This window comes from Actinocatenispora rupis, from assembly GCF_016861975.1.
Lineage (GTDB): Bacteria > Actinomycetota > Actinomycetes > Mycobacteriales > Micromonosporaceae > Actinocatenispora > Actinocatenispora rupis.
In genome coordinates, this window is the sequence record NZ_BOMB01000056.1 from 1 (window position 1) to 14,119 (window position 14,119).

The following is a 14,119-nucleotide window of genomic DNA, read 5'->3' on the forward strand; positions in this document are numbered from 1 at the left end:
GATCCTCGGACGCCCAGCAGGCCGCAAGAGGCGTTCCGGCGCCGGCTACAGCTATGTGCACAACGCGATCGACGACCACTCCCGGCTGGCCTACAGCGAGATCCTCACCGACGAGAAGAAGGAAACCGCCGTCGCCTTCTGGCAACGCGCCCACGCCTTCTTCACCCAGGCCGGGATCACCGTCGAGCGTGTCCTGACCGACAACGGCGCCTGCTACAAGAGCCTCCTCTGGCGCAACATCCTTACCGCGCAAGGGATCTCACACAAGCGGACCCGACCCTACCGGCCCCAGACCAACGGGAAAGCCGAACGGTTCAACCGCACCCTCCTCGACGAATGGGCCTACGCACAGCCCTACCAGACCGAAGCCGACAGACGCTCCGCCCATCCGGCCTGGCTCCACACCTACAATCACCACCGCGGACACACCGCACTCGCCGGCCAACCACCCGCCAGCCGCGTCCCCAACCTCACGAGGCAGTACAGCTAGCGGCCGTACCGGGCGCCGGCGAACGAACCACCTCCACGTACGTGGCGCGCAGCAGCCGCGGCCCGACCGACTCGCCGCTCCGACGTACCAGGAGCGGCCCGGCTGTCCGTGCGCCTGGCTCAGCCGGACCGCGTGGTACGGCGGCGGGCCAGTACGAGCAGGGCGGCTCCGGCGCCGAGCAACGCGGCGGCCACGCCGGCGTACCAGGGCAGCGAAGTGCCGGTGACGGGCAGGCCGCCGGCCGTGGTCCCGCTGGGCTGGGGCGACGCGGGCGGGCTCGCGGTCGTGCTGCCGATGGTCAGGTAGGTGGCGGCTCTGCCGATCGGTGGGACGTAGCGGGGGTACGGCCATCTGGGATACAGGAAGCCGCCGGTGGACGCCCGGCCCGGCCGGGCCGATGGGTGCACGGAGATCGGCCAACGGCACTGCGCAGGTACGGCGCTCGGCGTGAAGGTGCAGTAGTAGCCCTCTTCATCGTCCGGGTTGTCGCCGCGATCGTGGTACCCGCACGGGTTGCTGCCGTCGGGACGGTCGTTGGTGCTGGTGCAGTTCCCGCCGAAGTACAGGTCCGTATCGTCGGCGTCCATTATCACTACTCCGCCTTGGGGGAGCGGGCCGACGGCCAGCACGAGCGTGGTACTGCCGCCCGGGGCCACGGTCGCAGGCTCGAACCACATCCGCAAGTAGGCGTTCGACGACGACGGGCTCGGGCTGGCCGACGGCGACGAGTCGCCCGACGGCGACGGTCCACCCGACCTGCTCGGGCTGGCGGACCCGCTCGGGCTGGACGAAGCGCTGGGAGACCCGCTCACGCTGGGGGATCCGCTCGGGCTCGCCGACTCGCTGGGGGATCCACTCACCGACGAGCCGGCCGCCGCCGGTACGGACAGCGTCACGGCCAGCGCGGCTGCGCCCGCACCGGCGAGTACGCGGGCCGTCAGCCGGCGGTGCGCAGGAGTAACGGTCACGGCAACATCTCCTCGAAACGGGGATGGGTACCTCTTTCACGCCTCACGTACCCGCAAGGTTTCGCCGAACCGGCCGCGGCATGCGGCGCGGGAGCACGAGCGGGGACCGCACACCAGGACCTGGCACGCCTGGCCGGCCCGGTCACTCATGCCTCCGGCCCGGGATCCTGCTGTTCCTGGTCGAGCACGGCACACACGACGAGACGGTGCCCTACCACCAAGCCGAGCTGCTCGCGGAGACCCGCAGCGCTGGCGGGACCGACGTCGTTCTGCGGACCGTGGCCGTCGGGCGCCACAACCTGCTGCCCGGGACTGACCTTCTTCCGACACACCTCGCACGACAGCGATTCCGTTAGCGGCAGCAGATGCGGCGTACGCGGCAACTCACCTGGCCGGACTCGTGATCCTGCTCGCGCAACACTCGCGGCCGGTGCACTGCCGCCGACGCGCTCGCCCGCGCGAAGAGAGGAGAGGCTCGTACGGCCCTCGATCCCGACGAGTTGGCCCCGCCCTCTGGGGAGGCGCGGACGCGCCGGCCCTGCCGATGGATCCCAGCGCGTCCAGGAGCCGCGCGAGGTGATTCAGGTAGTCCGTGCCAGTGACCGCACCATGATCAGGCAGGGGTTGGCCGTCCATAGATCATCGGTCTCCTCCAGCGGAAGGAAACCAGCAGACCGGTAGAACGCCCTTGAACCGGCATAGCCCTGATCCGGACTCGACGCCCCCAGCGTCTTCACCTGGAGCAGCAGGCAACCATCGGCGACGAGGTCCGACACGACAGCGGAGACCAGCGCGCTGCCCGCCCCTTGTCGATGCCAGGACGGGGCGACCGCCATCACATGGATCTCGGCTGCCTCGGGGAAGTGCCGCTGATACACCAGCACACCGACGGCCTCGGTGCCCGAGTAGGCGACCAGGCCGGGAAGCCGCGCCGCTGCCCTCGCGTACTCCGCGTTGGCCTCTGGGATGCCGAACCATGACGGGAGCTGGCCGAGTAACCCAGCGGTGACATCGGAAAGCTGGGCAGAGCCCGGAACCCGGGACATCTGGATTGCCGCGGCGTCACGCACGCGCGGAGCATGGCACGGCTGTCGTACCAACGCATCCGGGTTTCGCGAACGCCCCGACCGCCGGTGACTGGCGTAGCAGAGAGCCGTTGGTACTGGCCTGGCTTGGCCGCACGACGCGCCGAACTTCGACGCCCTCGACCAGACACCGCCCTCAACGACACTCCGCGGACGGTACGGCAGGGCCAAGGAGAACGCTGCTGCTCGCCGTCAGCCGAAGGCACTGGCGTGTCCCTGCGGGTCGTCAGGACATCGGCCGGCCGCACACGCTGCCGTCGGCTGGTGGGGCCGTCGCCGTCGGTACGGTCGCGTCCATGGCGATACCGCGACTACTGGGCGCACATGAGCCTGCGGATGGTCGACTGGACGATCCGGCACCACCGACCAGCCGACATCGACCACCAACTCGCGTTCGCCGCAACGCGACTGGCCTGACCCACACAGCAGGCCACGACCGCTGCCAACCGAAGCGGCCACCAACGTCCGAGTTCGCCACCGCGTCAACATCGGCCTCTACAGCCCGGCGGTGGCGCGGCCGGTGACACCCGATCTCGCCGCGTGGCAGGGCGTATTGCTGGGAGGTGGGGATCGCTGCTGATGCTCGTCGTCAGGATGTTCGCTTCTCCCAGTCAGCGGGTTCGACCATCGCACCCGCGCCGGCATGAGCACCTCCGACTTGAAGGTCGCCTGGGTCAGTCCCCGGAGGCCTTCAGGCCGCCATGATCGCCCTTGTCCGGAAGATGACCCCGGTATGCGCGGGTGAAGCGATGATCGCGCGGGTTCCATCGGCAGCGGCCGCGACGACGTCGGCCCTTCGTCGATGCCAGGGCGGCGGGCTGGCATCGACGGAGGGCACGGACTCGGCACTTCGCGGCCAGTGGTCGTCGAGTCTGGCTGCGGCGGTACGGCTTGCCGGCGCCGATCGCCGGCCTCCTGACCCTGGTCGCAGACCCGCTCGTCCGTCTTTCGAGCCCAGGGCGGACGACCGTGCCACCCTTGCCACAGCTTGCAGCCAGCGCGGTGTGCCCGAGCCGGACGTCGACTGCCTCGCTGGATCGAGTACCGGCCTGTCCGCGAGCGTTGTCGGCACGGTTGACGTTGGTTCGAGCAACGGCGGGCGTCGTGCTGCCCGGGAGACGGGCCGTCTGGGTCGGTCAGCCCGTCGTGACGCGCTCCGGGGGTTCGCTCGCCGGCTGGTTGCGGGCGGGCTCCTTCAGCCGCTTTCCGAGCTGTACGAACAGGAGGATGAGTCCGACGGTGAGGAGGATGTGGCCGAGCCCGGCAACCAGCGGTACGGCGTCCGGAATACGGTCGCCGAGTACGGTCAGGCAGCCGTGCACGCCCATCATGCCGACGCTGATCACCATGCCGGCGTTGTAGAACCAGTAGAAGGCGGTGAACAGCGTCGTGCCCGACAGCCCGAACAGCTTGTCGAGCGCCAGGACGATCAGGAAGCCCAGCATGCCCAGCGCCAGCAGGTGCGTGTGCAGGACGGCGAGCTGGGTGTCGCCGGTGAAGTGGTTGGCCTTGGTGAACTCGCGGTAGAACAGCCCCGAGAGCACTCCCACGATCATGTAGGTGTGTGCGGCGTAGTACGACGCCCGCATCGAGACGCGCTTGGCGCTCATCGTTCCGATGTCTCCTTGTCTCAGGCAGCACAGGCTGCTCGGTGTTGTCGTGGTACCCGCCCTGCAGGGTCAGGACGGTTGGTGACGCGCCTCCTCCCGGGCACCGGCGGAACTGCTGTCGGCGAGCAGGGGCGCGGCGCTCGGGGCGTGGCCGATCACGGCGGCGTGGCGGAACGGACGATCACGGACTCGTCGACATCCGGTACCGGCAGCGACATCGAGGCGTCCTCCTTCAGCGCAATGGAGTGGGATGGGGGTCAGGTGGTCCGGGGCCGGCCGTCCTGGCGAGGGCTGGTGAGCAGGAGTACCGCGCCGAGCAGTACCGCGGCGGCGGTGCAGCCGTGTACGCCGAGGGCGGTGGACACGGATCCGTCGTTGCTCAGCACGATGAGCATGTCGCCGATTGGGGTGACCGCGGCGGCCAGCAGTACCCAGCCGAGGGCCCGGCGGCTGGCGGTGATCAGTACGACGAGGATGACCAGGCCGGACACCAGGTCCCTGAGCCCTTTGACGGACAGGAACGCGGCGTCCGGGCCGTGCGGCCAGCTCGGCAGACCGAACTGGGCGGCATTGGCCTGCGGAGCGAGCAGGTAGCTCACGCCGACGTACATGATGAACAGGCTTCCGACGACGGCGAGCGCGGTGCCGATCGTGCTGCGGGTCAGGCGTGGCGTGCTGGACATGGTGGTCTCCAGTGGGTGTGAGGGGTGCGATGGCGCGGGTCTACGGACGGATCCAACGAGGGCGCCGGGACCAGCCGAGCAGGTACCAGATGAGCCGGGCTCGGCGCGGCAGTGCGGTGAGAACCAGCCGGCGTTCGCCGCGGTCGGCGTGCGCCAGCACGATGCCCAGGTAGGTGAGCAGTCTCGGGCGGGGGAGCCGGGCGACCGTCCGGGCACGCAGCGCCTGCCATTCGTGTGCCGCGAGGTGTTCGGCGGCCAGTGGCAGCAGGTCGCGGTGCTCCTCGTCGCTGTGCTCGGCCAGTACGGCGCGGTGTTCGATGAGGGTTGCGACGAGCCGGTCGCGGTCGTCCTCGTCCGCGGTCGCCGCCCAGTCGGGCAGCGCTGCGTCGACCGCGGCCAGTGTCGCCGTCACCCGTACGTGGTGGGCCTGCATCCGCAGGACGAGATCGGCGCCGAGGTCGCAGCGCGCCAGCAGCGCCGGCCACAGCAGCCGGTCCCGAGCATCCTGGTGACCGCGCAGGGAGCGCTGGTAGCTCCGGAGATGGCGGGCGAGCGTGCCGGCGCGGCGCAGCCGACCCGACCGGACCGCCGCGATCCGCATGGCGAGTACGCCGGACACGCGGCAGAACGCTCGGTGGGCCAGTACCGTTTCGTGGGCGTTCGCGCGTGCGGTCATGGCAGGCAGCGTGCCGTCGCGTACTTGGAAGCGACTTGGATCGTGCACCGTGACCGAGGCCATGCCCGTGACCTGCGCAGACTGCCGCGTCTGGCGGCTACGCTGTCCGGCGACATGATCTCGCTGGGCGTGCTCGGCCCGTGCGTCGCCGAGGTGGACGGTCTGCCGGTCCCGTTGGGTGGGCGGCGACAGCGCGCGGTGCTCGCCCTGCTGACGGCGGCCCGCGGCGAGGTCCGGTCGGTGGATCGGATGATCGAGGACCTGTGGTCGGGGGAGCCGCCGGCCAAGGCCGTCGCCTCGCTGCAGGCGTACGTGTCGAACCTGCGAAAGCTGCTTGAGCCGACCAGGCCGCCGCGTACTCCCGCCCAGCGGCTGGTCAGCGCGGCGCCCGGCTATGCCCTGCGGCTACCGGTTGAGGCGGTGGACGCGTGGCGCTTCGAGCAGCTGGTACGTGACGCCAGGCAGCGGGCCGGTACGGACCCGGACGCGGCGCGGGTGCTGCTGGACGAGGCCGTGGGCCTGTGGCGCGGGCCGGCGTTCGCCGAGTTCGTGGACGAACCGTGGGCCCGCGCGCCGGTACAGCTGCTCACCGATCTGCGCCACAACGCCCTGGAACTGCGGGCGAGATGCGCGCTGGACGCCGGCGACGCGGCAGCTGCGGTCACCGACGCCGAAACGCTCACGGCGGACGCGCCTCTCCGTGAGGAGGGCTGGCGTCTGCTCGCGCTGGCACTCTGGGGTAGCGGGCGTCAGGCGGACGCGCTGGCGACACTTCGTCGAGCGAGGGCGATGCTCGTCGAGGAGCTCGGCCTCGCCCCGGGGCCGATGCTGACCGACGTGGAGTCGGCGATACTCGCCCAGCGCGGCGAGGCGCTGCATGTGGCTGCACCGGCGCGTCCGGTATCGCTGCCGCCGGCGGCAGCCGGCCCGGCGAACGCGACCGCGTTCGTGGGCCGCGACGCCGAGCTGGCGGCGCTCACCGAGGCCGCCGGCGAGACCATGGCCGGAGCTGGCCGGATCGCGCTGGTGACCGGCGAGGCGGGCGTCGGCAAGTCGGAGCTGCTCGCCCGGCTGGCGTACGAGCTGGCGGATGCGGGCTGGGTGGTTGCGGCTGGACGGTGCGTTGAGGACGAGGGGGCGCCACCGGCGTGGCCGTGGGTGGAGGCGTTGACCCACCTGGCCACGGTCACGCCCGCGCCGGACGGCGCTGACCGTGCGCTGGCGCCGCTGCTGACCCCGAACGCGGACGAGCCCTCGGCTGTCGGCGCCTCGGGCCGGTTCCGCCTCCAGCGCGCGGTGGTCGACTGGCTCGCCGACGCGGCAGCGCGCAGACCGGTCGCGCTCCTGCTCGATGATCTGCACTGGGCCGACGACCAGACGCTCAGTCTGCTGACCGGCGCCGCCGCCGGACTCGCGGATGCGCGGGTCCTGGTGGTGGGAGCGTTGCGCACGGACGACGCCGACGGGCGGCTTGCCGAGGCCCTGGCCGTACTGGCCCGGCGCTCGCCTCGACGCGTCGCCCTCGGCGGCCTGGCCGAACCGGCGGTGGCCACGATGGTCGAGGCGGAATGCCGCTTCCCGGTGGACCCGTCCACCGTGGCGGCCCTGACCGAACGCACCGGCGGGAATCCCTTCTACATCAAGGAAAGCGTACGGCTGCTCAACAGCGAGGGGGCGCTGGTAGCGGTGTCGGAGGTGCCGGAAGGCGTCCGGGACGTACTGCGGCGCAGGCTCGCCCGTCTGCCCGAAGTGGTCGTGTCGGTGCTGCGGCTGGCCGCGGTGGCCGGGCGCGAGACCGAGGTCGATGTGCTCGTCGGCGCGGCGGACACCGACGAGGCGGCGGTACTCGACGCCCTGGAGGCGGGCCTGATCGCCGGCATGCTCGACGAACCGGCGTCCGGGCGGGTGCGGTTCGTGCACTCGTTGGTACGCGACACGATGCTCGCCGACCTCACCGGTCTACGAGCGCGGCACATGCACGCCCGGATCGCGGCCGCGATCGAGCGTACGACCCCCGGCGACATCTCCGCGCTCGCCCACCACTACGCCAACGCCGCGTCCAGCGCCACCGCGGCCAAGGCCGTCGGCTACTGCGTCCAGGCGGCGGAGGAGGCCGAGCGCGGCTACGCGTACGACACCGCCTGCTCGCTGCTGACCAGCGCGCTGGCGAGCCTCGATCGCCTGCCCGACTCCGACCGCCGTGCGGACGAACGGTCGGAGTTGTTCGGCCGGCTGCTCCGCGCCCAGATCCGGGCCGGAGCCGCCGGCGCGGCTCGGGTGACGCGCCAGCGCGCGGCCGACCACGCCGAGGCGGTCGGTCGCGAGGACCTCGTGATCGCCGCCTGCACCGCGTGGACCGAGCCGACACCGTGGCAGACCCGCCCGTACGCGACCACGGACGAGGCGATGACCACACTGCTCGCCCGGCTACTGAGGCGCGCCGACCCTGACCTCGATCCAGCGGTACGCAGCCGCCTGCTGGACGCCTACGCCGTCGAACGGGCCGACAACGGCAACCCCGACGCCCGCGCGGCCGCGGAACAGGCCGTGGCACTGGCCCGGCAGTACGGTGACGACGGACTCCGCGCGCAGACCCTGGCCACCCTCTCCCGCGAGCTGGACGCCGACCTGGAATGGCCGCACAAGGCCGACCTGGGCGCCGAACTCGTCCGGTTGGGGGAGACCCGGGACCTACCCACCTACCAGTGCTTCGGCCGGATCGTGCAGGCCCGGGCGGCAGCCGCCGCCGACGAGCCGGACACCGCGCTGCGGCTGGTGGGCGAGAACCTGGAACTCGCCCGCATGTACCGGCTGCCCGAGTTGATCGACGTCAGCGAGATCGCACTGGCCATGTTCGCCCACATCCGGGGCGACTTCGACGACGCCGAGCGGCGCTATGCCGACGTCAGCGATCGGATGGTCCGGCAGGGCTCGCCGCACGGCCCGGCCTATCGACACGTGGCCGGGGCGCTGATGCGACTCGACCAGAACCGTACCGCCGACTTCGCCGCAGTGGTCGAGCGGCTGCACACGGATTCCGGTCTGCTCGGGGATCTGCACGCCGTCGCCCTCGCCAGGACGGGCCGCCTCGACCAGGCTCGCCAGGTACGGGGCCGCGGAAAGCCGATCCGGCGGGACTGCTTCTTCACCCTGTTCGCGACGTTCCGGGCACTGGCGACGATCGCCCTGAACGATCGTGCGGGTGCGGCGGCGACGTACACGATGCTCCTTCCCTATCGCGCCACGCCGTTGGGTGGCGTGTCCAGCCTGTCGCTGGCGACCCGCCCGGTCGCCCAGACGCTCGGCGAACTGGCCCAGTACCTCGGCAATGACGAGGCGGCTGCGAGCCATTTCTCCGCGGCCGCCGCGACCGTCAAGCTGTGGCGGTCACCGCAGTGGGCTGCTCCGGGTCGGTCTGCGCCGTCGTGAGCGGCAGCGCCGACACGGCGATCCCGGGCGCGATGACGCCCTGGTGCCCCGTCGTGCATCGATCCCGTCACACAACGATGGGACCGGCTGATCGATCGGGCGTAGTCCCGGGAGTCGCCAGCAGGATGCGAGCCGTGCGCGGCGCATCCCGATGCGATCGGGGCGGCTTGTCGTTGCGGCGCCGGGGAAGCGCGGTGCGGGCCGACTCCACCGGGCGCGCCGTGGCCGATCGGAGAACCGGCCCGGGTAACGAACACGGTGGGTCTCCGTCCATAGTGGATGATCCACTGTGGACTGCGCGACGACCGGCGACTGGCGTCGGTGAGGGACAGACCGAACGGCGAACCCGTTGGACGACACATGAATCAGCAGGCGGGCCCGACTGGGACGGCGTTACGGCTCGGATTTGCCGGCGCGCAGGGCAGTGAGGGCCTTGTCGATGCGGCGTTGCCGGGTCTCGGGCGTCTTGGCCTGCTCGATCGGGAGTACGAATCGCTGCCGGCGGCTGTACGACAGGCTGTCGAAGAAGCGGCGCGTGTCGGGATCCATCGCCTGAGCCAGGTCGGCCGGCACGGCCAGTACTCGGGGAGCAGTGTCGAGTTCGAGGTCGACGTCCAGCTCGTCGCCGGCGGCGACGCCGGCCGCCTTGCGGACGTCGGCGCTCACCGGGATGAGGCAGCGGCCGCCCATGACGCCGATCGAGGTGCGATAGGTGTAGCCGTTGATGGTCACGCGTACCGGCGGCCGCTTGCCCGCGCCCAGCTCCTCCACCACGTCCGCAGGTACCTCGATGCCGGTGGCGGTCTTGCCGGAGGCTTCAACAGTCGCGGTGAACTTCATGGCGTGGCTCCTTCAGGTGGCCCGGCCGTAGCCGAGCAGGGCCCGGGTGACCGAACCGGACCGGTCGCAGCTCGTCGGGGGCGTGGGACTCGTCGTCGCGGTGGACATCGTGCCCCACTTCCTGCACCCGCCGGTGCACTATGGTAGTGCACGAGACAGTACCGCTCATGCACTGATGGGTGCAATAACCGTTCGACGCGAGAGGACGGCCATGGCATCAGCCGACCCTTCGGACGCCGACGACATACTCACCCTGCGCATACCGGCCGCCCGGAAACTGCCGAATCCCGCGGCGCGCACCGATCGCGGGCCCGACCCGCGCATCCTGCGTACCAGAGCGGCCGTGGCCGAGGCCGCGACGACGCTGTTCCTGCACAAGGGCTACCAGGCGACGAGCGTCGACGACATCGCCGCCCTGGCCGGAGTCTCCAAACGCAGCATCTACAACAACTTCGGCGACAAGGAGACGCTGTTCACCGAGATCGTGCTCGGTGCCTGCGGGACCGCCGAAGCGTTCGCAGACCAGCTCATCGCGGACCTGGCCGACACGCGCGACGTCCGCACGGCGCTGCGGACGCTCGCCCACCGCCACATCACGACCGTCGCCCGGCCACCGGTGCTTCGACTCAGACGTCTGATCATTCTCGAAGCGGCCCGCTTTCCGAAGCTGGCCGCGGAGTACCGCCGGCGCGCACCCGACCGGGTCATCACCGCCCTGACCGAGGCGTTCCGGACCCTGCATGCACGCGGCGAACTCGAAACCCCCGACCCGCTGCGAGCCGCCCAGCACTACTCGTTCCTCGTACTCGGCGCGACGCTCGACGCGATGCTCTTCGACCCCGACGGTCCACTGCCGACCACCGCCGAACGTGAGCAGATCGCCGATGACGGCGTCCGTGCCTTCCTCGCTGCCTACAGGCCACGTCGAGACCGGAAACGCAAGTAATCCGGCCGATCGTTCGCGCGCGCCGAGCTTCGGTCGCCCGGACGGTGCGTGCGGCGGAGAGCGGATGACGACGGTGGCCCTTGCCGCCGGATGCCAGTCACCGCCCGGGTTCGTCGAGATCGGAGAGATGGGTTCGCCGGGTCGGCGAGGGCCGTCCGGATCCCCGGGTTGCACTGGCGGCTGGCTCGGTGATCAGCCGCGCCTGATGGCCGTGCGTACCGAAGCTGAACAGCGATTGGATGAAGACGAGCAGTCGACAGCCGGTGTTGTGTGAGCGGTGACCGCCCTGGTGCCCGGTGCGCCCGCCCGCGCGTCGGGACCCGAGTGCGGCGGGTGACGCGGGACGGCCTCGCGAGGGAACCCGCCCCGCGGATCCGGGCGGGGGTTCGAGGGCACGGTGATCGTCGTACGGGACGGGCCCGTTCAGTCGGCGCGCGCCAGCCGGTCCGCCAGCTTCGGCAGGAAGAACTCCCAGCCCTCCCGATGGCTGCGGCGATGAGCGTCCTCGGCATCGCCGGTGCGGTAGGTGCCGTGCTCCAGCTCCAGTACGGTGCCGTCAGCGGCGGCGCCCAACTCGATCCGTACCTGGCGCGGTGGTGGCTCGGGATCGTCCGCTCAGGACCAGGTGAAGGCCAGTGACCGGTCCGGCCGGTACGCCACGACCTCGCCGCGCATGATCTGGCCGAGGCGGGGGAACGCGACCACGTACGCGCCGCCGGGGCGCAGCTCGGCGGTCAGTTCGCCGCCGCCCCACCAGGTTCTGAGTTCCGCCGGGTCGGTCCACGCCAGCATCGCGTGCCCGGCCGCGACACCGGGAAGCTCGACCCGTATCCGCAGCCGGTCGGCCAGCTCCGTCACCACGAGCCTGCTGTCGCCCACCGCACGCCTCCTCGTTCCGACGATCGCGATGCGCCGATCGGGGGTCTCGTGGGATCCCGCGCGACGGATCGGGTCATCACTCGTACCATCGCGGAGCTCAGCGAAAGAGGCGTCCCAGTCCCGGGCTGATCGACATGCGGCCGAACCACGCGGCGGGTCACGGCGTCGACGTTCCCGCCGGCCACCGTGTCCTCGATGCGCGGGGCCGCGCCGGTCGCTCACCTGCGACATGCGGCGCGCCCCGCGACGGTCGATCCGGTGGCAGTCTCCCGCTGTCGTCAGCCCCCAGCCGGCAGGTACGCGTCCAGCGCCGCCGCCACCCGGTCCGGTTGCTCCAAGGTCTGCTGGTGCGGGGTGCCCGGCAGTTCCTGGTACGTGGCGGCCGGGATGCGGTCGGCCAGGCCGGACATGATGCGCGGGGTGGTGGAGGCATCCAGCTCGCCGGACAGGACCAGCGCCGGTACGTCGAGGCCGCCGAGACGTTCCTGGACGGCGAGCGTCGCGTACACCCGCCAGGACGCCGCCCAGTCGGCCGGGTCGAACCGCAGCAGCCGCTCCCGCGCGTACCGGACGCCCCAGCCGTTCTCGGCGAGCGCGCCGGGCGTGAACCAGCGGGTCAGGGTCGGTGCGACCTGCGCGGCCATGCCGTCGACCTCGCCGGCCCGGGCCCGGTCGGCGAACGAGCTGAACGGGTGGTCGCTGGTGGCCAGCAGTGCCAGCGACGCGACCCGGGCGGGATGGTCGAGCGCGGCGGTCGCGGCGATGCCGCCGCCCATCGACAGGCCGACCACGTGCGCCGAGTCCAGGTCGAGCGCGTCGAGTACGCCGACCAGATCGGCGCCGAGCACCGACATGTCCGCCGCCACCGGCGCACCGGACGCGGCGCCGTGGTGGCGCGTGTCGTACGCGTACACGCGGCGGCCGGGGGCGGCCAGCGCCGCCATGACCGGCTCCCACATCCGCCAGTCCAGACCGAGCGAGTGCGACAGTACGACCGCCGGGCCGCGCTCGCCGACCTGCGCCACGACCGTGTCGTGGTCGGCCAGCCGTACGGTGTGCAGCGCGGCCGGACGGGGCACGCCCGACTCGGCCAGTACCCGGTCGACGACCGTCAACGCGTTGAGCCCGCGGGGAAAGCCGGCGTAGAGCGCCACGTGCTCGGCGAGGGCGCGCAACGCGTCGGCACCGTGCCCGGCCCGCAGCGCCGCGCCGACGTGCACGGCGAGCTGAGGCTCGGTGTCGCCGAGCGCGGCGAGCATGGCGACCGTGGCCAGTTCCCGGTCGGCGCGGGACAGCTCGGGTCGGGTCATCCCGGTCCCGAAGCCGTGCAGCAGCGCCTGGTACAGGTGCGGCGACGCCTGCCGTACCGCCGCCAGCGCCGTGGCGGGATCACCACCGATCAGTGCCCGGTACTCGCGATCGCCCCGCTCCGTCACGTCCATCGCCAACCCCTCTCGTGGATACCGCACCGAGCATGCCGCGCCACCGGCTGAGACGTCCAAGACATGATCGATCTGTCCGTGATACATCTCGCCTATGATCACCTCGCGCCAGCTGGAGTACGTCCAGGCCGTGGCCCGCCACCTGCACTTCACCCGCGCCGCCGGGTACCTGCGGATCGCCCAGCCCGCACTCTCGCAGCAGATCACCAAGCTGGAACGGCAGCTCGGCGTGGCGCTGTTCGAACGAGACCGGCACCGCGTCGCGCTCACCCCCGCCGGCGCCGCGCTCGCCGAGCACGCCGACCGGGTCCTGGCCGACCTCGTGGCCATCGACGAACAGCTGCGCGCCTGGTCCACCGGTACCCGCGGGCTGGTACGGCTCGGCACCGCGCGCGGTCTCGTCGGCCGCCTCGCCCGGGTCCTCGCCGCGTTCGGCGACCAGTACCCGGACGTGGACCTGGAACTGCGGGAGATGGACACCGCCGCGATGGTCACCGAACTCGTCGACGGACGCCTGGACGCCGCAACCCTCGCCGCCCCGACCGCCGACCCCCGCATCACGGCCCGGCCGCTCGGCAGCGAGCCACTGGTACTCATCGTCGCCCCGGACGACCCGCTCGCGAGCCGCGACCCCGTACCGGTCGGTGACCTCGACGGCCGACCGTTCGTGCTGTTCGGTCCGGGATCGGCGATCCGGGACCTGATCCTCGCCACCTTCGCGGCAGCCGACGCGGCACCGCAGACGCGGTACCTGAGCCGGGAGTACGCGACCGCCCGGACGCTGGTCAGCGCCGGCCTGGCCGCCGCCGTGGTACCCCGGTCGGTCGCCGCCGAGGACGGACCACCGGTCGCCGTACGCCGGCTCGACCCGCAGCCGTCGTGGAATCCCGTCCTCGCCTGGTCCGCACGGCGGCGCCCCGCTCCGGCCCTGGCCGCGTTCCTCGACTTCGCCGAAGACGGCCTCCGGCGCGGGCAGTGACCGGGCCCGGAGCGTACCGGCGCGGATTCCGGCATGAGCGTGCAGATTCGGGTGGTCGTGGCCGAGAACCGGTCCGCCGCGGTACGGCCGGT

12 protein-coding genes and 1 pseudogene are annotated in these 14,119 nt (G+C 71.7%); 5 read left to right on the forward strand and 8 right to left on the reverse strand.

The window, feature by feature from the left end; all coding sequences use genetic code 11:
• A partial coding sequence (locus tag Aru02nite_RS35610) for an integrase core domain-containing protein (protein ID WP_203664954.1) occupies positions 1–490 on the forward strand: 490 nt, incomplete at its 5' end.
• A 119-nt stretch (positions 491–609) separates the two neighbouring features.
• On the opposite strand, the gene Aru02nite_RS35615 is transcribed toward Aru02nite_RS35610, so the two are convergent.
• The 5 genes from Aru02nite_RS35615 to Aru02nite_RS35635 all read right to left on the reverse strand — a co-directional run bounded on the left by Aru02nite_RS35615 (position 610) and on the right by Aru02nite_RS35635 (position 5,512).
• Positions 610–1,077, reverse strand: a complete 468-nt coding sequence (locus Aru02nite_RS35615; protein ID WP_203664955.1) for an LAVTG motif-containing sortase-dependent surface protein — start codon at positions 1,075–1,077, stop codon at positions 610–612.
• A 962-nt stretch (positions 1,078–2,039) separates the two neighbouring features.
• On the reverse strand, positions 2,040–2,528 hold the full coding sequence (locus Aru02nite_RS35620; protein WP_203664956.1) for a GNAT family N-acetyltransferase: 489 nt from the start codon (positions 2,526–2,528) through the stop codon (positions 2,040–2,042).
• 1,151 nt (positions 2,529–3,679) lie between these two features.
• Entirely contained in the window at positions 3,680–4,153 is a 474-nt protein-coding gene (locus Aru02nite_RS35625; RefSeq protein ID WP_239077168.1) for a DUF2871 domain-containing protein, read from the reverse strand.
• A gap of 257 nt (positions 4,154–4,410) precedes the next feature.
• Positions 4,411–4,836 carry a DUF4267 domain-containing protein gene (locus Aru02nite_RS35630; protein WP_203664957.1) on the reverse strand — a complete coding sequence of 142 codons (426 nt, stop codon included), beginning with the start codon at positions 4,834–4,836 and terminating at the stop codon, positions 4,411–4,413.
• A gap of 40 nt (positions 4,837–4,876) precedes the next feature.
• The gene (locus Aru02nite_RS35635) at positions 4,877–5,512 is read right to left on the reverse strand and encodes a hemerythrin domain-containing protein (protein WP_203664958.1); all 636 of its coding nucleotides are present in this window, start codon (positions 5,510–5,512) and stop codon (positions 4,877–4,879) included.
• A 114-nt stretch (positions 5,513–5,626) separates the two neighbouring features.
• Between Aru02nite_RS35635 and Aru02nite_RS35640 the strand changes: the two genes are divergently transcribed.
• Complete coding sequence (locus Aru02nite_RS35640; protein ID WP_203664959.1) at positions 5,627–8,941, forward strand: ATP-binding protein; 3,315 nt, start codon at positions 5,627–5,629, stop codon at positions 8,939–8,941.
• A gap of 393 nt (positions 8,942–9,334) precedes the next feature.
• Here the strand turns inward: Aru02nite_RS35640 and Aru02nite_RS35645 are convergent, their stop codons facing one another.
• On the reverse strand, positions 9,335–9,781 hold the full coding sequence (locus tag Aru02nite_RS35645) for a YdeI/OmpD-associated family protein (RefSeq protein WP_203664960.1): 447 nt from the start codon (positions 9,779–9,781) through the stop codon (positions 9,335–9,337).
• Between the two features lie 211 nt (positions 9,782–9,992).
• Here Aru02nite_RS35645 and Aru02nite_RS35650 point away from each other — a divergent pair, with 211 nt between their 5' ends.
• Positions 9,993–10,727, forward strand: coding sequence for a TetR/AcrR family transcriptional regulator (locus Aru02nite_RS35650; protein WP_203664961.1), 735 nt, complete (start codon positions 9,993–9,995; stop codon positions 10,725–10,727).
• 64 nt (positions 10,728–10,791) lie between these two features.
• Positions 10,792–11,001, forward strand: a complete 210-nt coding sequence (locus tag Aru02nite_RS35655) for a hypothetical protein (protein WP_203664962.1) — start codon at positions 10,792–10,794, stop codon at positions 10,999–11,001.
• Positions 11,002–11,150: 149 nt separating this feature from the next.
• Here the strand turns inward: Aru02nite_RS35655 and Aru02nite_RS37505 are convergent.
• Positions 11,151–11,837 (reverse strand): annotated as a pseudogene (locus Aru02nite_RS37505) (SRPBCC family protein).
• A 47-nt stretch (positions 11,838–11,884) separates the two neighbouring features.
• The gene (locus Aru02nite_RS35670; protein ID WP_203664965.1) at positions 11,885–13,048 is read right to left on the reverse strand and encodes an alpha/beta hydrolase; all 1,164 of its coding nucleotides are present in this window, start codon (positions 13,046–13,048) and stop codon (positions 11,885–11,887) included.
• A gap of 94 nt (positions 13,049–13,142) precedes the next feature.
• Between Aru02nite_RS35670 and Aru02nite_RS35675 the strand changes: the two genes are divergently transcribed.
• Entirely contained in the window at positions 13,143–14,027 is an 885-nt protein-coding gene (locus Aru02nite_RS35675) for a LysR family transcriptional regulator (RefSeq protein WP_203664966.1), read from the forward strand.
• Positions 14,028–14,119 lie beyond the last annotated feature (92 nt).

Coding starts and splice junctions, on each gene's coding strand:
- Aru02nite_RS35615 (WP_203664955.1), bottom strand. CDS start 1,077: ATGGACGCCGACGATACGGACCTGTACTTCGGCGGGAACTGCACCAGC.
- Aru02nite_RS35625 (WP_239077168.1), bottom strand. CDS start 4,153: ATGAGCGCCAAGCGCGTCTCGATGCGGGCGTCGTACTACGCCGCACAC.
- Aru02nite_RS35630 (WP_203664957.1), bottom strand. CDS start 4,836: ATGTCCAGCACGCCACGCCTGACCCGCAGCACGATCGGCACCGCGCTC.
- Aru02nite_RS35635 (WP_203664958.1), bottom strand. CDS start 5,512: ATGACCGCACGCGCGAACGCCCACGAAACGGTACTGGCCCACCGAGCG.
- Aru02nite_RS35640 (WP_203664959.1), top strand. CDS start 5,627: ATGATCTCGCTGGGCGTGCTCGGCCCGTGCGTCGCCGAGGTGGACGGT.
- Aru02nite_RS35645 (WP_203664960.1), bottom strand. CDS start 9,781: ATGAAGTTCACCGCGACTGTTGAAGCCTCCGGCAAGACCGCCACCGGC.
- Aru02nite_RS35650 (WP_203664961.1), top strand. CDS start 9,993: ATGGCATCAGCCGACCCTTCGGACGCCGACGACATACTCACCCTGCGC.
- Aru02nite_RS35655 (WP_203664962.1), top strand. CDS start 10,792: ATGACGACGGTGGCCCTTGCCGCCGGATGCCAGTCACCGCCCGGGTTC.
- Aru02nite_RS35670 (WP_203664965.1), bottom strand. CDS start 13,048: ATGGACGTGACGGAGCGGGGCGATCGCGAGTACCGGGCACTGATCGGT.
- Aru02nite_RS35675 (WP_203664966.1), top strand. CDS start 13,143: ATGATCACCTCGCGCCAGCTGGAGTACGTCCAGGCCGTGGCCCGCCAC.